Genomic DNA, 21,556 nt, shown 5'->3' with positions numbered 1-21,556 from the left:
TCCAACGAAATCCTCACAGCACAACGTCCACGGACGGTGTGCTGTGAGGATTTCGTTGGAGGGGGTGGGGCGGCGGAGGTGGGGCGGCGGGGAGGATGTGAGGCGTGTCTCAGATAGGTTCACCAAGTGTTCACCGGCGCCATCCGGGGCGGTCACCTCGCATCCCTATGGTCATGGGCGTCGGCCGCCGATGGGCTGCCGCCACCAAGACCATCGGGAACCGAGAACACCGAGAACACTGAGAACAAGGACGGCCCCCGTGCTCCTCACCCGCCGCAGCGCCCTCGGCGCTCTGACCGCGGTCTCCATGGCCGCCTTGACGGCCTGTGGGCGTGACGCCGGCCCCGCCTCCGGGGTCGCTGGGAGCGGAGGCCTGAGGGGGGCCATTAAGGGCGCCGGTGCCTCCTCCCAGGCCGACGCCCAGGCTGTCTGGATGAACGCCTTTATGGACGCCAATCCCCATGCCGTCGTCGACTACGCCGGTGGCGGCTCGGGAGCCGGCCGCACCAAGCTGATCGAGGGTGCGGTCGACTACGCCGGCTCGGACTCGCCAATGGGGGACGACGAACTCGCCAAGGCCGCCGACGTGATCGAACTGCCCCTCTACATCTCCCCGATCGCCATCACCTACAACCTGCCCGCCCTGACCGGCCAGCAGGTGCAGATGAGTGCCGAGACCGTTGCCAAGGTCTTCTCCGGGCAGATCACCAGGTGGGACGACGCCGCCCTGGCCGCCGACAATCCCGGCGTTGAGTTGCCCGACCTGGGCATTATCGTGGTCCACCGGTCCGACGACTCCGGTACCACCAAGAACCTCACCGACTACCTGAGCAAGGCGGCCCCCAGAACCTGGACGTGGGAGGCGGCCGAGACCTGGCCGGCGGACCTGTCCGCCTCCCAGAGCGGTGACGGCACCTCCGGGGTCATCACCACCATTGAAGCCGCGCAGGGCGCCATCGGCTATGCTGACGCTTCCAAGGTCACCGACAAGCTCGGCACCGTGGCCGTGGGCAGTGGCGGCCAGTACATCCCCTGCTCCGCCCAGGCCGCGGCCGCAGCCCTGGACGCCTCCGGGCCCGCAGTCGATGCTTCCAGCACCCGGGTCGTCTACGACATTGCGCGCGACGCCCCCGGCACCTATCCGATCATCCTCGTGTCCTACCTCCTCGCCCGCCAAAACTATGACGACGCCGACATTGCGGCCACCGTCAAGGGCTACCTGACCTATATCGCCTCCGTCGAGGGGCAGCAGGCCGCCGTTAAGGCCGCCGGCTCTGCCCCCATATCCCAGGACCTGCGCACCAGAGTCACTGCCGCCATCGACACCATTAAGGCCTGAGCACGCGCCCGGGTGCGGGTCCGCCCCGCCGGCCCGCACCCGAGAGAAGGGCCCGCCCTCGGAGGACGAGGGCGGGCCCACTCCGCCGGGGAGCGCACCGGGCCGCGCCAGCCACCACCCAGGAGGGTCTTTCGTGACCAGCACGCCCATTGCCGGCGCACCGCCGTCGCCGGCCGACGACGAACCCACCGCCCGCCCTCCGACCGCGCTGGAGCGCGCAGGCGGCACCAGTGCCGTGAGCCGGGCCGGGAGCGCCCCCGGCCGCGTCGGGAACCGAATCTTCTCCGGTCTGTCCTTCGGCGCCGGAGTCCTCATGATGGTCGTCCTGGCCCTGGTGGCGGGTTTCCTCATCCAGGAGGCCATGCCCGCGCTGAGCGCCTCCGACCAGGACCTGGCGGAGATCTCCTTCATGCGCGGCCGCTCCCTGGCCAGCTACGTGGCGCCGCTGGTCTTCGGCACTCTCCTGTCCTCGCTCATGGCCGTGGCCGTGGCCGTGCCGCTGAGCATTGGGGTGGCCCTGTTCATCTCCCACTTCGCCCCCCGACGCCTGGCCCAGGGCTTGGGATACCTGGTGGACCTCCTGGCGGCCATCCCCTCAGTGGTCTACGGCCTGTGGGGATTCTTGTGGCTGGTCCCGCTCCTGGACCCGTTCTACTCCTGGTTGACCGAGGTGCTGGGTTTCATCCCCCTTTTTGGGGGATACCAGTCGCCCGCCAAGAACATTATGACCGCCTCCCTGGTGCTGGCCGTCATGATTCTGCCGATCATTACCGCCACCATCCGTGAGGTTTTTCTCCAAACCCCCACCCTTTATGAGGAGGCGTCCCTGGCGCTGGGCGCCACCCGCTACGAGATGATCCGCCAGGCCGTCCTGCCCTACGCCCGCTCCGGCATTGTTTCCGGCACCATGCTGGGCCTGGGGCGGGCCCTGGGCGAAACCATGGCAGTACTCATGATCCTGTCCCCGGGCGCAAGCATTAACTTTCACCTGCTCCAGGCGGGCCAGCACCAGACCATTGCGGCCAATATCGCCGGCCAATTCCGTGAGGCATTCGGTCTGAGCGTCAGCGTCCTCATAGCCACCGGCCTGGCGCTATTCATTATCACCTTCCTGGTCAACTCCCTGGCCAGGTGGGTTGTCGCCCGCCACGCCGAGTTCTCAGGGGCCAACTGACATGCGACATCCGTTCTCGACGCCCAAGCACGACCCGCTGGCCGACCCGCCCCCGGCCCTAACCATTGAGGGCATTCCCCTGGTGGCCACCCGCCTGCCCGCCTGGTTCACCTGGGCGGCCCTGGGCGCGGCCTTCATCCTGGTGGGCGGCCTGGGGCTGGCCTTGAGCTGGTCGCCGGCGGTGATCCTTGTCCTGACCGCCCTGGTGTGGTTGGTGGGGGCTACCGCCGCCTCCTGGGTGCGCGAGGGCGGGCGCTGGGCCCGTAACACCATGGTGACCATTCTGGTTCACCTGGCTTTCGCGGTGGCTATGGTTCCCCTGGTGTCACTGGTGTGGATGGTGCTGGTCGGCGGCTCCGCTCGCTTCGGCGCCGATTTCCTCCTGACCAATATGCGCGGGGCCGACGCCACCAACGGCGGTTTCTACCACGGCATTGTCGGCACCCTCCAGATCACCGGCATCGCCTCCCTCATTTCCGTGCCCCTGGGAGTGCTCACCGCGATCTTCCTGGTGGAGTACAACGGCGGGTGGGTTGCCAGGGCCGTGACCTTCCTGGTCGACGTCATGACCGGCATCCCCTCCATTGTTGCCGGCCTGTTCGCCTACACGGTTTTCCTCATGGTTTTGGGGCCGCGCTACCAGGCGGGCATTGTCGGCGCCGTGGCCCTGAGCGTCCTCATGACCCCGGTGGTGGTGCGCAGCGTGGAGGAAATGCTCAAACTGGTGCCCAATGAACTGCGCGAGGCCTCCTACGCCCTGGGCGTGCCCAAGTGGCTGACCATTGTCAAGGTTGTCCTGCGCACCGCAATCTCGGGCATGACCACTGGTGTCATGATCGCCATCGCCCGTGTCATTGGTGAGACCGCGCCCTTGCTCATTACCGTCGGCCTGACCATTCGCACGAACAACAACCCCTTCGAGGGCTCCATGTCCACCCTGCCGGTACTCGTCTACGACCAGTACTCGCGCGGCGGGGCGGACAATATGGAGCGGGCCTGGGCCGGGGCGCTCACGCTCATCATTATTGTCATGCTGCTTAACCTCGTGGCGCGGCTGATCACGCACTACTTCTCCCCCAAGGGCGGCAAGCGGTGAACGGTGCTGAACGGTACAAGGTACGGCGCCCTCCTCCGCCTCATGTGATCACCGTGGCCACTGTGACCACCGGGACCACCGGGATCTCCGGGACCACTGGGATCCCCGTGACCGCCGGGACCCGCCTTGCTCACCTTGTCCACCATGTCCACCATGTTGCGGCCCCGCCGGCCCCCCGGTTTCGTGGCCCGCTACACCCGCTCGGGAAGGATCTGACATGTCTAAGCGCATTGAGGTCAAGCACGAGAACATCTACTACGGCGACTTCTTGGCGGTCAAGGACGTCAATGTCACCATTGAGCCGCGCACCGTCACCGCCCTCATTGGTCCCTCGGGCTGCGGGAAGTCCACCTTTCTGCGCACCCTCAACCGCATGCACGAGGTCATTCCTGGTGCGCGCGTGGAGGGGGAGGTGATTGTTGACGGGGTCAACCTCTATGACAAGAACGTTGACGCGGTCCAGGTGCGCCGCGCCATTGGCATGGTCTTCCAGCGCCCCAACCCTTTCCCGACCATGTCCATCGCCGACAATGTCCTGGCCGGGGTCAAGCTCAACAACCGCCGCCTGAGGAAAGCGGACGCGGAGGAACTGGTCGAGGCATCCCTGCGGGGCGCCAACCTGTGGGAGGAGGTCAAGGACCGTCTGGGCAGGCCCGGTTCCTCTCTGTCCGGCGGCCAGCAGCAGCGTCTGTGCATTGCCCGCACCATTGCGGTCAAACCCTCGGTGGTCCTCATGGATGAGCCCTGCTCGGCCTTGGACCCGATCTCGACCCTGGCGATCGAGGATCTCATCCACGAACTCAAGCAGGATTACACGATCGTCATCGTCACCCACAATATGCAGCAGGCCTCGCGCGTGAGCGACATGACAGGCTTCTTCAACTTGGAGGCCACCGGAATGCCGGGCCAACTCGTCGAGTTCGACTCCACTACGAAGATCTTCTCGGCCCCTGACCACAAGGCGACGGAGGACTACATCTCCGGCCGCTTCGGATGAGTTCGGGTGGGCCGGGGCGCGCCCGCGCACCGGCCTTGGGCGGGCGCCATGGCGCCGCGCTGTCATCCGGGCCGCGGGACTACGGCGCACAGGAGGCGTGCAGGGGGAGGACATGAGGACATATGGCGCCGCGCTGTCGCCCGGGTCGGGCCGCACTGTCGCCCGGGCCGCGGGATCGCGGTGTACAGGGAAGGACGTCGGGCCGGAGAGCGCCAGTCGGCGCGAATGCCGCTCGCGGCGGCGTGAGTTGGAGCCCGGGGCCCGTCGCGGCCCGACGCCGCGCATGAGGATAGCAGCCTCGGCCGGGCCCTCCGACCCGAGCCGCGCCATTTTTGGTGACGGTGTGTCGGGGCCGGGGTTTTTGACGGCGGCGGCTGCGCCGGCGGGCGGGTGGCCGGCGGGGTTGGCGGTGTTGCACATTCTTCTTGCGCCTGTCTGTGGGGGATCGTTGGTATTTCAACGATCCGCCGTTGCAGGGGGTCGGTTCGGCAAGGATGAATGTGCAACGGCGTCCCCGTTCGCACATTCATCCCGTTCCCGGGCCCCCGGATCCCGAGCAGATCCGCAGGATTCCGCGGCTCCCCACTCCTCGAGGGAAGAAAGAATGTGCAACGCTCAATCCCGGGCCCGCGCCCGGGGGTCACGGAGCCCGGACCCTCGGTCTGCCCGCCCCGAAGCCCAAGCCCGCACACCTCCGGGGGTCCGTCCAGGACCTGCTCGGCTGAGGCCCGGTTCAACCCAAGCCCGCACACCCCCGGGGAGTCCCAGATGGCGCCGGGGGATCCCAGACGACGCGACCCACGGGAACCGGGCAGCACCCCTCATTAAGAATCCAGGCCGACACAGGCGGCCTCGCGCGCCACTCCGGGAGCCGGGCGGCATCACAGCCAACAGGAACACCCCCGGCTTACAGCCACACGCGACGACCCAGTTGCACCCATCAACGAAGACGACACGCGGCACGCAGGTGCGCGACCTGGCGGACCGGGCCGGATGGGCGGGGCCGAGTGCTGGTCTACTCTCCGTCCTCCGGGGCGTCCAGGCGATAACCGACGTTGCGCACGGTGCCAATGAGATGGTCGTGCTCCGTGCCGAGCTTGGCGCGCAGGCGGCGGATGTGGACGTCCACCGTCCGCGAGCCGCCAATGTAGTCCTCGCCCCACACCTCGTCGAGCAGCGCCTCACGAGTGAGGACCCGCCCCTGGTTGAGCGCCAGGAACTTCAGCAGCTCGAACTCCTTGAAAGTCAGGTCAATGATCGAGCCGCGGATGCGGGCCGTGTATGCAGTGACATCAATAACAAGATCTCCCACCTCCAGGCGGTCCTCATTGAGTGGAGCGGGGGTGGGAGTGTGACTGCGCAGAAGCCGGAGCCTGGCGGCGAGCTCGGCCGGTGAGGCGCTTTCCATAATGAAGTCGGCGGCGCCCCAGTCGCTCTGAATGGCGGCGGCACCGCCTTCTTTGAGAATGAGAATGATCGGCGGGCAGTCCATGGGGCCAGTCAAAAGCTGGCACAGGGCCCGGGCTCGGGTCAGGTCACCGCGCGCATCCACCATGACCACGTCGGCTCCGTCAATCTGGGCGTAGGACGAGGGGGCGGGGATGTGGCACTCGACGGGTGAGTCCAGGAAGGAGGCTGAGGGCAGTACGCCGGTCACCTCCTCTTCGCGGGTGAACATGATAATACGCACGCTCCTGACTCCTTCCCGCGCGCTACCTGTACGCTACCCGTACGCTCAGTCAAGCACATAGCCCTGTTACAGGTGTGCGACGATGCCACCCGTGGACGACCACGACGCCCCCACCATCCCCCCCGCCCCGCCGGGCCAGCACCGTCACGCCCCCTCCTCGCATGACTACGGCACCCGCCGTGGCGGGCACACCCCTACCGAGCCGGGTCTGGTAGACCCGGCCTGGACTCGTCTGGCATTCGCCGGCATTGTCCCGGTGCTTCTGGCTATTTCGGCTGCTCTCCCCACCTGGACGCGCCTGATTCTCATGGTCCTGCTGGTGCCGGCCGCCGCCCAGGGGTGGCCGGCACTGGTGCGCGCCCGCCATGACGCGCTCTCGACCGCGGTTGTGACCCTCACTGGGACTGCCGCGGCGGTCACGGTGGCGCTATTGGGCGACTTCGGGGCGGCCGGCGTGGTCATGGCCGCCTCGGTGCTGGCTTCTTTCGTTGCTCAGATGCTGCGCCGCGATGGCCGCGAGGACCTGGTGGAAGACCTTTCGGCGACAATGACCGGCAACCTCATTGTGGTCTCGGGCGCCGGATGGTGCGCCCTGGCCCCCAACATTGCTGACCCGGCGATCCTCGTCCCGTGCAGCCTGGCCCTGTTCACCGGCGCGCTGCTGACCACCTTGGAGGTGCGCGCCACCATCCTGGAGGTGCTCACGACGACGGTGTCCCCCTTGGTCTCCGGGGTCGCGGGGGGTCTGCTCGCCGCTATCGGTTTCTTCGGGCCGGCCCACACCGGCGCCGTCCCGGCAATGCAGTCCGCGGCGGCCTGCCTCGTCGTCGGTTTCGTGGCCGGCATCCTCATGGCTTCGGCCAACCGGGTGCTGTGGACTCATCGTTGGGTGCCGGGGGGCCGGGCCGCGGTCGCCAGCGCCGTCGTGCCGATCCTGGCCGTCGGTGCTCCGGTGTACGCCATTGCCCGACTCATGGGCAGCTTTATTTCCGGCTGAACCGCGGCATCTTCCGCTGGGCGGGTCCCGATCGCGCCCCGGCCGGGTACTGGCCGAATTTGGGTCGGTCCCCGGTTGAGCCCTGCTGGGCCCCGACCACGCCCGCCGCCAGGAGAGCACCCCGTCCACTGCGCCCCGGGCCGGGAACGTGCCCGGGCCCACGACCGCAGCAGCCCCGGCGCCCGTAGGCTGCTCCTATGGCATTCACCCTCCCCGACAACCTTCCTCCGGAGCTCTACCCTCTGGCCTGGATGGTGGGCGCCTGGCGCGGCTACGGCATCCTCACCTACGGTGAGATCATCCCGGAGCAGGCCGTCTACCAAGAGATGGTCTTCGACCACGATGACGGCCCTTACCTGCGCCAGGTCACAACCATCTGGACCGTCGACTCCACCCGCAGCAAGAACCTCGACTTTGAGATGCCTGGGCTGGAGGGCGCCTCGCGCCTCGTTCCCGCCCAGGTGTGGTCCACTGAGACCGCCTACTGGCGCCCCATCTCCCAGGAGCAGCCGGAGGCCCAGGACGGCCAGGACGCCGCCTCCCGGACCCCGCTGACCCGTTTGGAGTTGGTTTCAGCCGATCCCGCCGGGCATGTGGGCGTCTGGGAGGGCTGGATCCAGGGCCCCCGCGCCCAGGTCGGCACCCAGGCGGTGGGCCGCAGCCGCAGCGCTGCCGTCCTGACCGAGATGACCCGCATGTTCGGGCTCGTCGGGGGCGACCTCATGTGGACCCAGGACATGGCGGCCTTCGATGTCGAGGAGTCGACCACCTACGCCTCCGGGCGCCTGGGCCGCGTCGAGGGCGCCGAGGACAATAAGGATAATAAGGATGACGTCGCCGGCTCTCCGGTGGGGGGTGTCTAATGCGCCGCTCCATGCTGCTGGAGCGTTCCGGCGCCATTGCCAACCCCGTCGCCGACCCCGACGAGGCCGTTCCCGCCCACTATGGCGATCCTCTGCGCGAGCAGGCCGCCCTGGCCGAAGGCCGCGCCATTGCCGCCCTGGCGCGCGATGTTGTGGCCGTGGGCGGTCCGGACCGGCTGAGCTGGCTCACCACCTTGTCCAGTCAGATCCTCACCGGGCTGGTCCCCGACGACGGCGGTGCTGAAGCCCTGCTTCTGGACGCCCAAGGGCGGATTGTGCACGCGCTCGCGGCCGTGGACGACGGCGAGCACCTGCTGCTCGTCACCGAGGCCGGGCGCGGCGAGGAACTGATCGACTTCCTGAGGCGAATGCGCTTTATGCTGCGCGTCGAGGTAGAGGCCACCGACCTCGTGGCCCTGGGGGCGATGGGGACGGGGTTGGCGGCCCTGGAGGCGGCCGCGCGCGCGGTGCCGCGAGTGTCGGACGGAGCCGGTGCACCGGGGAGGGGGAACGGTGCCGCAGGTGCCGTGTCGGGGCCCGGTGCGCCGAGCCGGCGGTCGGAGGTTTCCGGGGCGCGTGGCGGGCCCGGCGCCAGCGGCGCCCGGGAGGCCGATGTTCCCGGTGGCGCCCCGGCTGAGAGCGGCGCCCGGGAGGCCGATGTTCCCGGTGGCGCCCCGGCTGAGAGCGGCGCCCGGGAGGCCGATGTTCCCGGTGACGCCCCAGCCGAGAGCGGCGCCCGGGAGGCCGGCGTTCCCGGTGGTGCCCCAGCTGAGAGCGGCGCCCGGGAGGCCGGCGTTCCCGGACGCGCCCCAGTGGTCGTGCGGGGGGAGTGCGCCTACCGGGGCCTGTGGCGCGACTCGTGGCCCGGTGTCGTGGAGGGCGGGACCAGCTACGACGTCGGCCTGGAGGACCGCGAGCACCCCGGCGCCGGGTACGACGCCGGTTTTGTGCTGGTCCCGGTCGGGGCCGTGTGCAGTGTTGCCGAGGTCTTCCTCGCCGGCGCCCCTCAGCGGAGCCTGGCCGGCTCGCTGGCCTGGGAGGCACTGCGGATAGAGGCGGGCCGGCCCCGGTGGGCGCGGGAAGTCGATGCGCGCGCCATTCCCCACGAACTCGACTGGCTGCGCACCGCCGTCCACCTGGACAAGGGCTGCTATCCGGGCCAGGAGACCGTGGCGCGCACCCTCAACCTGGGGCGCCCGCCGCGGCGCCTGGTGGCGCTCCAACTCGATGGTCTCGTTGGGGGCACGCCCTTGCCCGGCGCCTGCGTGCGCCTGGGGGAGCGGGTTGTGGGCACCTTGACCTCGGTGACCCGCCACTACGAGCTCGGCCCCATGGGGCTGGCGCTGCTGCGGCGCAATGTTCCCCTCGATGCGGTTTTGACCGTTGACCTCGCTGATGACCCCGCCGAGTCCATTGAGGCGGGCGTCGACGCGGGGCGGGCCGACTCCCCGCCCGTGGTCGTCGGCCGGGTGGCTGCTGCTCAGGAGCTGCTGGTCTCCCCCGAGGGGCGGGCCCAGGCCAGCCCGGCGCAGCGCCCCGGTGTTGCCCTTCGCACCAGCCTGCTGCGCCAGTCGTGAAAGGCGTCGCTTTCTGGTCGCGCTGAACCGTTAGGCTGGGTCCGTGAGCATTCTTGTCCTCATTGCCTATTACCTCAACCTGGTTGTCGTCTGGACCTGGCGGGGAGCCTGGATTGTCGGGGTCCTTATGGGGGTCTGGGCGCTTGTCGACACGCTGAGCCGCCCCGCACAGCACTTCGTGGCGGCGGACAAGCGCACCAAGGGTTTTTGGACCTGGGTCAATGCCCTCAGTACTGGAGCTATTGCCCTGACGCTCTTCGGCTCACTCCTCGGATCCGGTGGCACGCTCTTCTTCTTGAGCCTGCTGGCCGTGGTCGCCAGCGCCGTCTATCTGGCGGACGCCAAACCCGCCCTGGACTACTACAAGCCGGTGCGCGTGCGCTCTCAGGTGCGTAAGCCGGGGCAGTCCCGCCCCGGCTCCTCGTGGCGCTCGCGCAGGGGCAGGGGAAGGTGGGGGCGCTAATGCGCGCCGTCCTGCAGCGCGTCAACCGTGCCGCCGTGCGCGTCGATGGGGAGGTGGTTGGGCAGATCACGCGCCCGGGCCTGCTCGCCCTCATTGGCGCCACCCATCATGACGGTCCGGCGCAAGTCGCCACTATTGCCCGCAAGATCGCCGAACTGCGCCTATTCGAGGGCCGGTCCTCCGGCGGCGCGGCCGGCGGCGAGGTGTCGGCCGGCGACCTGGGCGCCCCGGTGCTGGTGGTCTCCCAGTTCACCCTCTACGCCGACGTGCGCAAGGGGCGGCGCCCCTCGTGGAATAGTGCCGCCCCCGGGCCGGTGGCCGAGCCGCTGGTGGACGCCGTCGTCGCCGCTTTACGGGGGCGCGGCCTGGAGGTTGCCACGGGGAGCTTTGGCGCCCACATGCGAATCGACATGGAGGCCGACGGCCCGGTGACCATTCTCCTGGAGGCCTGAGATGAGCCCACACCACGCCCATAGTCCGTGCCGGCTGCTGGGGCGCGCAGTGCTCGGCGCAGGGGCGGCCGCCGTGGCGGGCGCAGCGGTTGCGCGCGTCTTGACCGGCGGGCCCGACGCCGACCTGGCCCTGCCCGGCGACTGTCTGCTGCCCGGGGCGCCCATTGTGGCCACGCACGGCCTGGACATTGCCGCCCCAGCGGAGAGGATCTGGCCGTGGCTGGTGCAGATGGGGGCCGACCGCGGCGGCTTTTACACCTTCGACCGCCTAGAACGAGCGGTGGGTCTGGGCATACACAATGCCAATGCCATCCACCCCCAGTGGCAGGACCTAGCTGTGGGGGATCAGGTGCTCCTGGCCGCCGAAGCGGGTTTCGGCCTGCGGGTGGCCCTGTTGGAGGCCAACCATGTGCTGGTCCTGAGCTCTCAGGGCGTTCGGGCCCCTCAATCCGCCGGGGCCACCATGGATTTCGACTTCACGTGGGCTTTCGTCCTGCTGGAGACCGTGGGCGGCTGTCGCCTGCTGGTGCGTGAACGCTACCGCCCGCATGCGGCGGTGGCCTGGGCGGTGGTGGCCGCCACCCTGCCGGTCTCACGGCTCATGACCCGCGGGCTGCTGGCCGGCGTGCGGCGCCGAGTCGAGCGGGACGGCCGACTCGAACGGGCGAGGGGACGAGCATTGACGAGCATTGGGGAGAGCATCTGTGAGTAGCCGCGAGAAGACTAGGGTGCAGTCATGATCATTGAGGCGGTACTCGGGGACATTACGGTCCAGGAGGTTGACGCGATCGTCAATGCGGCGAACTCCTCCCTGCTGGGCGGGGGCGGGGTCGATGGCGCCATTCACCGCGCGGCGGGCCCAGGACTTCTGGAGGCCTGCCGCGGGCTGCGCGCCACCAGCCTCCCGGAGGGGCTGCCCGTGGGGCGGGCCGTGGCCACGCCCGGCTTCGACTTGCCCGCCTCCTGGGTCATCCACACGGTGGGCCCGAATCGGCACGCCGGGCAGACCGATCCCGGACTGCTGCGCTCAGCCTTCGACTCCAGCCTGGATCTCGCCGAGGAGCTGGGCTGTTCCAGCGTGGCCGTGCCCGCCGTGTCCGCTGGGGTCTACGGCTGGGACGCCCGTGAGGTCGCCCGCACCGCCGTCGCCTCGGCTCGAGCGCGTCAGAACCGCGAGAACTGCGAGAACAGCGAGAGCTGCGAGATCCGCGAGAGCACTGCCGATGGCGGGGAAGGGGACGACGCCGTCGGCGGCCCGGCCCCATCCGCCGTCGGGGGCCGGCCGGGCGGTGGAGCGGGGGCCAAGGGTCTCCGGCTCATCCGCTTCGTCTTGTTCTCCCCGCGTCTGCTGCGGGCTTTTGAGGACGCTTTAGCGCACTGAGGCCGCGGCTTCGCCCCCCATCCACCCCTTCTTCTTGAGCCGATGGGACTCAACCCTGACTCACGCCTACCGCGAACAGGGGCATGGGGCTCGCGGGGCCACCGTTAGCCTTGTCAGCACGTGCCCGCGCCCTTGTTCCCAAATGACTACTCCAGGGTGCGACCCGATCGCACGTGCCGAGGAGAAACTAGCGATGTTCGAACGCTTTACCGACCGAGCCCGCCGTGTCGTCGTCCTGGCCCAGGACGAGGCTCGGGCGCTCAACCACACCTACATCGGCACAGAGCACCTCCTCCTTGGACTCATCCACGAGGGCGAGGGTGTGGCCGCTAAGGCGCTGGAGTCCATGGAGATCTCCCTGGACGCGGTGCGCGCCCAGGTCGTCGAGATGATCGGTGAGGGCCAGTCGGCGCCCTCGGGCCACATCCCCTTCACCCCCCGCGCCAAGAAGGTCCTTGAGCTCTCCCTGCGCGAGGCCCTGCAACTCGGCCACAGCTACATTGGCACCGAGCACATCCTCCTGGGGCTGCTGCGCGAGGGCGAGGGCGTGGCCGCCCAGGTTCTCACCAAGCTCGGCGCCGACCTGTCAGCCGTCCGTCAGACCGTCATGCAGATGCTCTCCGGTTACGAGTCCAAGGAGTCGGTGACCGCCGGTGGCCCCTCCAAGGAGGGCGTGCCCTCCGGAAGCGCCATCCTTGACCAGTTCGGGCGCAACCTCACCGCCGCCGCGCGTGAGGGCAAGCTCGACCCGGTCATTGGCCGCCACAAGGAGATGGAGAGGGTCATGCAGATCCTCTCACGGCGCACCAAGAACAATCCGGTCCTCATTGGTGAGCCCGGCGTGGGTAAGACCGCCGTCGTGGAGGGCCTGAGTCAGTCCATTGTCCACGGGGATGTGCCTGAGACTCTGCGCGACAAGCAGCTCTACTCCCTGGACATGGGCTCCCTGGTGGCCGGCTCGCGCTACCGCGGCGACTTCGAGGAAAGGCTCAAGAAGGTCCTCAAGGAGGTCCGCACCCGCGGCGACATTGTCCTGTTCATTGACGAGATCCACACCCTCGTGGGTGCCGGGGCCGCCGAGGGCGCTGTCGACGCCGCCTCCATTCTCAAGCCCATGCTGGCCCGTGGTGAGCTTCAGACCATTGGGGCCACCACCTTGGAGGAGTACCGCAAGATCGAGAAGGATGCGGCCCTGGAGCGGCGCTTCCAGCCGGTGACCGTGGACCAGCCCAGTATTGAGGAGACCATTCGCATTCTTACCGGTCTGCGCGACCGCTATGAGGCCTTCCACCGGGTGGTCATTACCGACGACGCCATTGAGTCGGCCGCCAAGCTCGCCGACCGCTACATTAACGACCGCTTCCTGCCGGACAAGGCCATCGACCTTATCGACGAGGCGGGCGCGCGCCTGCGTATCCGCCGCATGACCGCCCCGCAGGCCCTGCGGGACATTGACGACCAGATTGCGGCCGTCAAGCGCGAGAAGGAGTCCGCGATCGACGACCAGGACTTCGAGCGCGCCGCCGCCCTGCGCGACGACGAGCGCCGCCTGGCCGAACAGCGCGCCGAGAAGGAGAAGGCCTGGAAGGCCGGCGACCTCGATCAGGTCGCCGAGGTCGATGAGAACCTTGTGGCCGAGGTCCTGGCCATGTCCACGGGTATTCCGGTGGTCAAGCTGACCGAGGCCGAGTCCGCCAAGCTCATTAATATGGAGGCCGAGCTCCACAAGCGGATTATCGGCCAGGACAAGGCCATTGAGGCCGTATCCAAGTCGATCCGTCGCACCCGTGCGGGCTTGAAGGACCCCAAGCGGCCCGGTGGCTCCTTCATCTTCGCCGGCCCCACCGGTGTGGGTAAGACCGAGCTGGCTAAGGCCCTGGCGGAGTTCCTCTTCGACGACGAGGACGCCCTCATCCAGCTCGACATGAGCGAGTTCGCCGAGAAGCACACGGTCTCGCGTCTGTTCGGAGCGCCCCCCGGCTACGTCGGCTACGACGAGGGCGGCCAGCTCACCGAGAAGGTGCGTCGTCGGCCCTTCTCCGTGGTGCTCTTCGACGAGGTGGAGAAGGCCCACCCGGACATCTTCAACTCCCTGCTTCAGATCCTGGAGGATGGGCACCTCTCCGACGCCCAGGGCCGGGTGGTGGACTTCAAGAACACCGTCATTATTATGACCACGAACCTGGGCTCGAAGGACATTGGCAAGTCCGTGGCCACGGGATTCCAATCCACTGCCTCGGGCGCCATGAACTATGAGGAGATGAAGGCGCACGTCAACCGTGAACTCAAGCAGCAGTTCCGGCCCGAGTTCCTCAACCGCGTGGACGACCTCATTGTCTTCCCGCAGCTGAGCAAGTCCGAGGTGCGCCAGATCGTCGACCTCATGATCGCCCGCCTCGACAAGCGACTGGTCGAGCAGGAGATGACCATCTCCTTGACCGACACGGCCAAGGAGCTCCTGGCCGAGCGTGGTTTCGACCCGGTGCTGGGCGCCCGCCCCCTGCGCCGCGCCATCCAGCGCGACATTGAGGACGCCCTGAGCGAGAAGATCCTCTTCGGGGAGATTGAGCGCGGCCAGAAGGTGATCGTCGACGCCCAGGGCGAGGGCATCCTCGGGGAGTTCACCTTCCACGGGGTCCCGTGGGAGCGCGTGAGCGATGATGAGGCGGCCATTCAGGCCGCTGAGGAGACCGTCGCCTCCGTGGAGGGCGCCGCCGTGGCCGAGATGGAGTAACGCCCCGGCGCCGCCCCCCTCGGCCGCGCCTCCTCCAACTCGCCCCCTCCAACTCGCGCCGCCCAGCCCGCCTCTCCCCGCCCTCCCCTCCAACAAAATCCTCACAGCGCAACGTCCATGGACGTCGTGCTGTGAGGATTTTGTTGGAGGAGGTGGGGCCGAGAGGGAGGCCGAGGGGGGCGGAGCGGGTTGGAGGGGCGGGCCGTGAGCGCGGGCGGGCGGGGCGCCGGGTGAGATACAATGCGGCGTTCAATGTTTCCGGCCTGCGGGTCTCGGCGGCAGGCGGTTTCTCGGTGGCAAACGCACAACTCACTGTCCTGGTCATTGAGGACCAGTTGCTCTTGCTGGACTCCCTGGTGCGGACCATTGGCGAAACCGAGGACATGCGTGTTGTTGGCGGCCTGACCAGCGCCCTGGACGCCGTCGAGGCCGTGCGCCGCATTGACCCCGACCTAGTCCTCATGGACGTGTGCACGGACTCGGGTGCTTCCGGCCTGACCGCCTGCGCCGAGCTCACTCGACGCTTCCCCCGTACCCGGGTGGTCCTCATGACCGCAATGCCCGACCTGTCCTTCCCGCAGGCGGCCCGCGAGGCCGGCGCCGCGTCCTTCGTGTACAAGAACATCTCCGCCGACGAACTGGTCTCCGTACTGCGCTCCACCGTCCAGGGCTACTCCACGTATCCGACGCGCCAGAGCCTGCCGTTCCTGGGCTACAACGAGCTCACTGAGCGTGAGATCGCGGTGCTGCGCGAAACCTGCGCGGGGCGCACCCGCGCCCAGATCGCCCAGCGCTTCGGCCTGAGCGAGAACACCATTAAAGCCAATATTTCCTCAATCTTGACCAAGACCGGATACCGCTCGATTACGCGGCTGGCACTATTCGCCATCGCCTCGGGTTACATTGTGGTCAATGAGGCCGTGGGTGGCGCTCCCACACCCGTGAATGACAGCGCTCTTGCCGGCGCCGAGGGCGCCTCCGCGTCCGCGGGCGAGGCCAACAGAGTGCCGTGAGTATGTCGCTGGTCGTCGGGGCGTGGTCCGCTGTGCGCTGCTGGGCGGGGAGCCTGGAACTCCCCATTGTCCCGATTGTCCCGCCGGCTCCATCAACGCCCCCCGACCCGCCGTCGCCCTGGAGCGCACTCTCCTCCTGGGGCCATTCCCTACATTCCCTGCATTCCTTACATTCCCTGCCCTCTTTCCCGTCCCCGCCTCTGATCGGGACCGCATTAGTGGCCCTGCCCGCAGAGATGCCCGCATGGACCCGCCAGCATATGGCGAATTACATCATTCTCACCCTTGTTCTCGTCCTGTGGGGCGCCACCATCTACTGGAGGGTCCCCGCCCGTCGGATCCGTACGCTGTTGCTGCTCCAGTGCGTGTTCCTGACGCTGTGGTGCGTTGTGCGCCTTCTCAAGCTCTCCGCCCCCGCCTGGGCCCATGAGATGCTGTGGATGCAGTACTACGTGCCTATTCTCGCCTCCCCGACGATCGCCCTCCTCATCGCCCAGACCATGTTGGGCGGTGATTCGCCGAACCGGGTGAGCCGTTGGATGGGGCGCGCCTGCATAGCAGTGTCCGCGGCCCTCCTCCTCCTGGTTGAGACCAACCCCGTTCACGGCCAGGTTTTCGCACTGTCCCCGACATTCATTGACGACGGCGGATACGCCTATCGCTGGGGTTACGTCGCGGTCATGGCGTGGGTGGCCCTGCTCCTGACCTGCGCCTGGGTGATCCTGGTCCGCGTGGCCCACCGCTGCGGCCGACGCGCGATCATGGCGGGTCAAATCGGTCTGGTCGTTGTGCTGGCGGGCTACATTGTCATCTATGTGACCATTGGCCCCCTGATTCGGGGCCTGGAGGTCAGCCGGGTGGGCATCCTCATCATTGTCGCCCTGTGGGAGCTGGCTCTGCGCTCGGGGCAGGTCCCCACCATGAGGGACTACCGCCGCAGTTTCGGCCGTTCACAGGTCCCGGCCCGGCTGACCTCAACGCGTGGACGGGTCCTGGCCCAGACCTCGACCTACCGGCCCCTGGTGAGGGGGCGCGACCCCTCGACCGGGCACCGCTGCCAGGAGCGCAGCCTGGTCGTGCCCGGCGGTGAGTTGACCTGGACAGTAGACGTCGAACACAGCCTCCAGCTGCGCGAGAACCTGTTGCGCATCCGGGCCCAGGCGGCCGCCCAGTACGACGCCCTCACCCGGACCGCGGACCTTGAATCCCTGCATGGCGAGCTCGCGCAGCGCACCGCCGTCCTGGACGCCCTCCGCCGGGTCATGACCCCGAGCCTGGAGGGGGTGGCCCGGGTTGGGGAGCTCCTGCCCACGGCGTCGGCGCCCCTGCGGGCGCGCCTGCTGCGCCAGGCCTGTGTGGAACTGGGGTACGCCAAGCAGGCCGGTCATCTCGTGTTGGGCGCCGACACCCTGGACGCCGGCGCCCTGGCCCCCGACGCCTTGGCCGACGCCCTGTCCCGGCTCTGCGCGGACTTCTCCTCCAGCAGTCACGCGGCCGGTCTTGTTCGGCTGCAAGGCGGGGCGGCGGCCAGGACCGGGCCGGGACGAATGGGTCTGACCGAGGTGCTGCACCTGCTGGCCACCGCCCACGCCGTCCTCCTGATGCTCGCGGAGGTCGACGGCGCCGACGTTCTCATGCAACTCGACCAGACCGGGGACGGGACCATCTTGCGCATTCAGGCGGAGGCCGACGGCGGGGACGGGCAGGGGCTCACGCCCTCCGTTCTTCAGCGACTGTCCACAACAGCCGGCCGGCGCGCCGGCTGCCGGGCCGAGGTCGAGGACGGGGTCATGCGGTTCACCGCCTGCGCCCAGGGGGCGCCATGTTGAGCACGGTGCCCGGTGGGGTCGGCACGCTGCTCGTCTTAGAACTCCTCTCCTTGGCGGGGGCGGGGATGAGTGTCTTGATTCTTCTGGCCGCGGGGGTACGACGCCGTGGCTGGGAGGCCTCCCTCGGGGGTGCGCTGAGCGTGGTCCAGGCAGTGCTCGCCTTCCGCCTCACCTGCGCCGCCAAGCATTTGGGGGCTGCACCCGCCCCTAGCGGCCCGGGCTCAGGCGGGGGCGGCTGGCCGCCCGTGTCAGTAGTCCTGGCAGTCCCGGCCCTTCTCCTGGCGTCCGGGCTGCTCCTGGCCGTCCAGGTCCGCGCCCTGCGACAGGCATCAACCGCCTTGACATTCAAGGCCGCTTTTGACACCTACCCTGGCGCACTCGCGATTTCCGGCGGCGCGGGGCGCCCCTCCTTCGTCAACGACACCATGCGCCTTCTTCTGGGCGCGCACGGCATAAGAGGGGCGTGGCCCCTGGAGGACATCTGGGAGGCTTTACGGGACAGGGCCGTCGAGATGCGCATTCAGGGCGGGGGCGAGGAGTGCATGCTGGTGGAGGCCCAGGGCCGCCTGTGGGCCCTGACCCGCGCCAGGGATGGGACGGGAGGGTATGAACTCAGTGGCCAGGACATCACTGAGGTGGAAACGCTCACGCGCGAGTTGGCGCAGGAGGTCGACCGCCTGGAGGCTTCGACGCTGCGACTGCGCACCGCCATAGACGAGGTGGGTCGACTCCTGGCTGAGCGCGACGTATTGATGGCCCGGGCCCGCCTTCATGACGTGCTGGCCCAGCGGCTGACCTTCGCGAAGAAGCTCCTTCAGGAGGGCGTGGGGGACGCCGACCGGCTGCAGGTGCTCTCCGGCCTCCTGGCGGGGTTGACGGAGTACACGGTGGTGCAGCCAGGAGCCAGGGATGCGGTGGAGCGCCTGGAGGACGTGGTCGAAGGCGGCGAGTTGGTCGGTACGCAGGTGATTGTCACCGGGGACCTGCCGCAGGACCAGGAAATCGCCCTGCTGCTGGTGGAGGTTCTTGGCCAAGCGGTCACTAATGCAGTCCTGCACGCCGGGGCCCGGCGCATCGACGTCGTCCTGGAGGACGTTCCCGGTGACCAGGGGGTGGGGGTCTTCATGACGGTGCGCAACGCGATTCCTGAGGCGCCTGGAGCGCCGACACCTTCTCAGGGGCTGCGTGAGCGCACTGGGATGCGGGGGATGCGCCAGCGCCTGGTCGCCCTGGGGGGCGTCCTGGAGACCGAGGTCGGCAAGGAGTTCGTGCTGCGGGCCAGTATTCCGCCCTGCCGGGAGTCCCCAGGATCCGAGGTGTAACAGCGCGCAGGCTATTTCAGTCCCGCAGGACTTCCTGGACGTCAACCCCGCTGCCAACCCCTAAGGCCCCTGTTGGGCTCGTACCTGGAAACCCAACAGGAGCGGTGAGGGCCGGCAAGCGCGTCCGCCCCGACGATCGGGCCCCGGATTCGTCGGGCCCCTAGATTCGGGAGCCGCAGGCCCCGCAGAAGGCGCCGGTGGCGGCGGCGCCGCAAGCGGGGCAAACCGGGGTCGCCCCCTGCGCCGCCTGCTGATCCGGTGCGCTGTAACCCTGCTGGCCCGGATGGCCGGGCTGAGAGGGCTGGGCGGCGCCCGGGGGCTGGGTGAGCCCGGCCTGGCCGGCCTGGGCCGGGAAACCGGGTTGGGCGGCGCCCGGGGGCTGGGTGAGCCCGGGCTGACCAGCCTGAGCCGGATAGCCGGGCTGAGGCAGCCCTGGTTGGCCCGGGTAGCCGGGTTGGGCGACTCCGGGCTGACCGGGGAACCCGGGCTGCAGGGGCTGGGTGAACCCGGGCTGGCCGGCCTGAGCCGGGAAACCGGGCTGAGGCGGGTAGCCGCCCACGGCGGGGGACCCCATGGGCGCCCCCATGCCGCCGGGCATGCCCCCGCCGACGCCCATAACGGGGCCGGCGGCGGCCGTGCTCGTGACCTGCTCGAAAAGCCGTGCGACATCGACGCAGCGCTGGAAGGCCTCTGTCATTCCCTGCCCGCTGAAGGTCGTCGTCCGGGAGCGCCAGGTGACTTCATGAACGTAGGGGTCATTGATGGTGAACCGGAGGATGAACCCTTCGACGGGCTTGGCGTAGCCGTTGGCGTCCCGCGGCGCCTCGATGACCTTGACGTAGCGCGACATTTGGGTGGTCTGAATGAGCATGTGGAGGGTGTCGGCGTCCAACGGCTGAGTGTTACCCATGCCCGAGCTCATAGTATTCAGGGGAGAACCGGCGTGGCCGGGCCGGGTTGCGGTGCCGGTGCGGTTGTCCACGGTGTCGTGGTGGTCGGGGATGCCGTCGCCGTCGGTGTCCTTCGTGAAGTTCTCGTAGTCGGGGATGAAGGTCAAGGCGGTCAGGGCGGCCAAGTCGAAGACCTGCGGGTTGCCCTCCTCCCAATCCCGGCCAAAGCCGAAAAGGAACCACCTGTGGGTCAGGTCGACCTGGAGAAGGCCGTCGGACCCGGCCGTATAGTCGGCGTGAAACTGGGCGAAGCGCTCCCGGTTGGCTTCCCGGGCCTGGAGGTGGGCGCGCACGTCGTCTACGCGCAGGCGGTTCCACCCCGAGGAGAAAACAGAAACCTTCTTCTTGCAGCGTGAGCAGAGGTAGCCCTCGGCGAGTTTGAGTTTGGTGAGCATACCGGCCTTGGGGGTTATAGGACAGAACGTGTTGTTTTAGGTGGCGTGTCGTGGGGTGTTAGTGGGGTCGTCCTGCCCAGCCTCGGCGGTTCCATAGGCTTTCTTCGGGGGTGGGGGTGGTGCCCCATCCGGTGGGGTGTGGGCTGGTGTGCGTGGTGGTTGTCTTGGTCGGGACGCGTGTGGCCGGTCTCCTGTTGTTCTGGTTCCAGGTTTTCAAGGCGTCGGCTGGTGTGGGTGGCTGGGCGGTGAGTTGGGAGAGTGTCCAGTCGATGATGACGGCTTGGTGTTCCGGGCCGGCGCCGCGGTGGTGGCGTAGCCGGTCGCGGATCTGGTGGTTGGTGGCTTCGATGGGGTTGGTGGTGCGTTCCAGTGGGGTGGGGCGGGGCTGGCCGGTGGGGTCGGCGAGGTAGGCGAAGAGCGTGCCTTGTCTGGCGAGGCGTTCGAGGCGTTCGAGGCGTTTGTAGGCGCGGCGGGTGCGGGCGTGGGTGTACCACCACTTGCGGCCGGTGAGCGCGGCGGTGGCGGGGTCTTGTTCGGCGGTGGTGCGCTGGTCCAGCCAGTGGTGGTACTGGGTGCCGTAGTCGTTCAGGGCTGCTAGCCAGGTGGCTGCTTGGTCGGGGGTGGTGATCTTGAGCAGCTTGCGGGAGTGGGCCAGCAGGGCCTTGCCCTGGGTGGTGATGGGGTTGCGGGTCAGGTCTCGCCTGGTGTCGCGGTGGATGTGGATCAGGCAGCGTTGGATGGGGGTATCAGGCCATAGCGCGTGGAGTGCTTTGAGGGCTCCGCCGGCCCCGTCGGTGGTGACCAGGTCGGGCGGAGCGATCGGGGTCAGCAGGGCGCTGTAGGCAGCAGCGCTTTCTGAGCCGGCCCACTGCCACGCGATGACGTGGGTGGGGTTTCTTGCCACCAGGAGGGTCCATCCGCCGCTGAGGTACAGCCCGTCGATGAACACCTGGGGGAAGACCTCGCCGGTGACTGGTGGGTGGGGGACGGGGACCTGCCAACACCAGGAGACCCGGCGGCGGAAGGCCCTTCCTGCGCCGGGTTGCTTGGACTGAGGGTCGTTGGATGTCGCCCAGGCGACGAACTCGCCCGGGGCCGCCTGCTCGGTCCGGGCCCGAGAGGCGGCCCGTGGTGCCGTGGTGGTCAGGCTGCACGCGGTGCACCTCCAGCGCTGGGATCCGGCCGCGGTGCGTCCGTGCTTCCTCATCGGCTCCTGGCACACCGGGCAGGTCCTGGCTCTGACAGATCGCGTCCTCATGGACGACACAGTCAGCCCGGGATGTC

The 21,556-nt window shown here is 68.5% G+C and carries 18 protein-coding genes; 15 read left to right on the top strand and 3 right to left on the bottom strand.

Annotated features, from left to right (window positions below; all coding sequences use genetic code 11):
* Nucleotides 1–259: 259 nt before the first annotated feature.
* The 4 genes from pstS (at nt 260) to pstB (ending at nt 4,606) form a co-directional block, all read left to right on the top strand.
* Nucleotides 260–1,339: a phosphate ABC transporter substrate-binding protein PstS gene (pstS, locus tag EUC46_RS07395; RefSeq protein ID WP_128773538.1), complete on the top strand. Its 1,080-nt coding sequence runs from the start codon at nt 260–262 to the stop codon at nt 1,337–1,339.
* A gap of 208 nt (nt 1,340–1,547) precedes the next feature.
* Complete coding sequence (pstC, locus tag EUC46_RS07390) at nt 1,548–2,513, top strand: phosphate ABC transporter permease subunit PstC (protein ID WP_241655470.1); 966 nt, start codon at nt 1,548–1,550, stop codon at nt 2,511–2,513.
* Between the two features lies 1 nt (nt 2,514).
* On the top strand, nt 2,515–3,609 hold the full coding sequence (gene pstA, locus EUC46_RS07385; RefSeq protein WP_128773537.1) for a phosphate ABC transporter permease PstA: 1,095 nt from the start codon (nt 2,515–2,517) through the stop codon (nt 3,607–3,609).
* Between the two features lie 217 nt (nt 3,610–3,826).
* Entirely contained in the window at nt 3,827–4,606 is a 780-nt protein-coding gene (gene pstB, locus EUC46_RS07380) for a phosphate ABC transporter ATP-binding protein PstB (RefSeq protein ID WP_128773536.1), read from the top strand.
* A 1,015-nt stretch (nt 4,607–5,621) separates the two neighbouring features.
* Here the strand turns inward: pstB and EUC46_RS07375 are convergent.
* Nucleotides 5,622–6,296 (bottom strand): winged helix family transcriptional regulator, encoded by a 675-nt coding sequence (locus EUC46_RS07375; protein ID WP_128773535.1) that lies wholly within the window; start codon nt 6,294–6,296, stop codon nt 5,622–5,624.
* A gap of 82 nt (nt 6,297–6,378) precedes the next feature.
* Between EUC46_RS07375 and EUC46_RS07370 the strand changes: the two genes are divergently transcribed.
* The 11 genes from EUC46_RS07370 (at nt 6,379) to EUC46_RS07320 (ending at nt 18,927) form a co-directional block, all read left to right on the top strand.
* Nucleotides 6,379–7,293 (top strand): tellurium resistance protein TerC, encoded by a 915-nt coding sequence (locus EUC46_RS07370; RefSeq protein WP_241655465.1) that lies wholly within the window; start codon nt 6,379–6,381, stop codon nt 7,291–7,293.
* 197 nt (nt 7,294–7,490) lie between these two features.
* The gene (locus EUC46_RS07365) at nt 7,491–8,156 is read left to right on the top strand and encodes a heme-binding beta-barrel domain-containing protein (protein WP_128773534.1); all 666 of its coding nucleotides are present in this window, start codon (nt 7,491–7,493) and stop codon (nt 8,154–8,156) included.
* Nucleotides 8,156–9,733, top strand: a complete 1,578-nt coding sequence (gene ygfZ / locus EUC46_RS07360) for a CAF17-like 4Fe-4S cluster assembly/insertion protein YgfZ (RefSeq protein WP_241655464.1) — start codon at nt 8,156–8,158, stop codon at nt 9,731–9,733. Before EUC46_RS07365 ends, ygfZ begins: the two co-directional genes overlap by 1 nt.
* Before the next feature lie 43 nt (nt 9,734–9,776).
* Complete coding sequence (locus tag EUC46_RS07355; RefSeq protein WP_128773533.1) at nt 9,777–10,196, top strand: DUF2516 family protein; 420 nt, start codon at nt 9,777–9,779, stop codon at nt 10,194–10,196.
* The gene (gene dtd, locus EUC46_RS07350) at nt 10,196–10,648 is read left to right on the top strand and encodes a D-aminoacyl-tRNA deacylase (protein WP_128773532.1); all 453 of its coding nucleotides are present in this window, start codon (nt 10,196–10,198) and stop codon (nt 10,646–10,648) included. Before EUC46_RS07355 ends, dtd begins: the two co-directional genes overlap by 1 nt.
* A gap of 1 nt (nt 10,649) precedes the next feature.
* Nucleotides 10,650–11,360 (top strand): hypothetical protein, encoded by a 711-nt coding sequence (locus EUC46_RS07345; protein ID WP_206645932.1) that lies wholly within the window; start codon nt 10,650–10,652, stop codon nt 11,358–11,360.
* A 24-nt stretch (nt 11,361–11,384) separates the two neighbouring features.
* Nucleotides 11,385–12,029, top strand: a complete 645-nt coding sequence (locus tag EUC46_RS07340; protein WP_128773531.1) for an O-acetyl-ADP-ribose deacetylase — start codon at nt 11,385–11,387, stop codon at nt 12,027–12,029.
* 193 nt (nt 12,030–12,222) lie between these two features.
* Entirely contained in the window at nt 12,223–14,763 is a 2,541-nt protein-coding gene (locus EUC46_RS07335) for an ATP-dependent Clp protease ATP-binding subunit (RefSeq protein WP_128773530.1), read from the top strand.
* 293 nt (nt 14,764–15,056) lie between these two features.
* Entirely contained in the window at nt 15,057–15,776 is a 720-nt protein-coding gene (locus EUC46_RS07330; protein WP_241655463.1) for a response regulator transcription factor, read from the top strand.
* A 260-nt stretch (nt 15,777–16,036) separates the two neighbouring features.
* On the top strand, nt 16,037–17,605 hold the full coding sequence (locus tag EUC46_RS07325) for a histidine kinase N-terminal 7TM domain-containing protein (RefSeq protein ID WP_164918775.1): 1,569 nt from the start codon (nt 16,037–16,039) through the stop codon (nt 17,603–17,605).
* The gene (locus tag EUC46_RS07320; protein WP_128773528.1) at nt 17,599–18,927 is read left to right on the top strand and encodes a sensor histidine kinase; all 1,329 of its coding nucleotides are present in this window, start codon (nt 17,599–17,601) and stop codon (nt 18,925–18,927) included. Before EUC46_RS07325 ends, EUC46_RS07320 begins: the two co-directional genes overlap by 7 nt.
* A 160-nt stretch (nt 18,928–19,087) precedes the next feature.
* On the opposite strand, the gene EUC46_RS07315 is transcribed toward EUC46_RS07320, so the two are convergent.
* Nucleotides 19,088–20,272: a DUF4428 domain-containing protein gene (locus EUC46_RS07315; RefSeq protein ID WP_128773527.1), complete on the bottom strand. Its 1,185-nt coding sequence runs from the start codon at nt 20,270–20,272 to the stop codon at nt 19,088–19,090.
* Between the two features lie 58 nt (nt 20,273–20,330).
* The gene (locus EUC46_RS07310) at nt 20,331–21,530 is read right to left on the bottom strand and encodes an IS1249 family transposase (protein ID WP_128773526.1); all 1,200 of its coding nucleotides are present in this window, start codon (nt 21,528–21,530) and stop codon (nt 20,331–20,333) included.
* Between the last annotated feature and the right edge of the window lie 26 nt (nt 21,531–21,556).

Origin of the sequence: Actinomyces oricola, assembly GCF_004104015.1 — a bacterium.
Classification (GTDB): domain Bacteria; phylum Actinomycetota; class Actinomycetes; order Actinomycetales; family Actinomycetaceae; genus Actinomyces; species Actinomyces oricola.
Note: the sequence above shows the minus strand (reverse complement) of the source record. Positions and strands in the feature narration are given on the sequence as shown.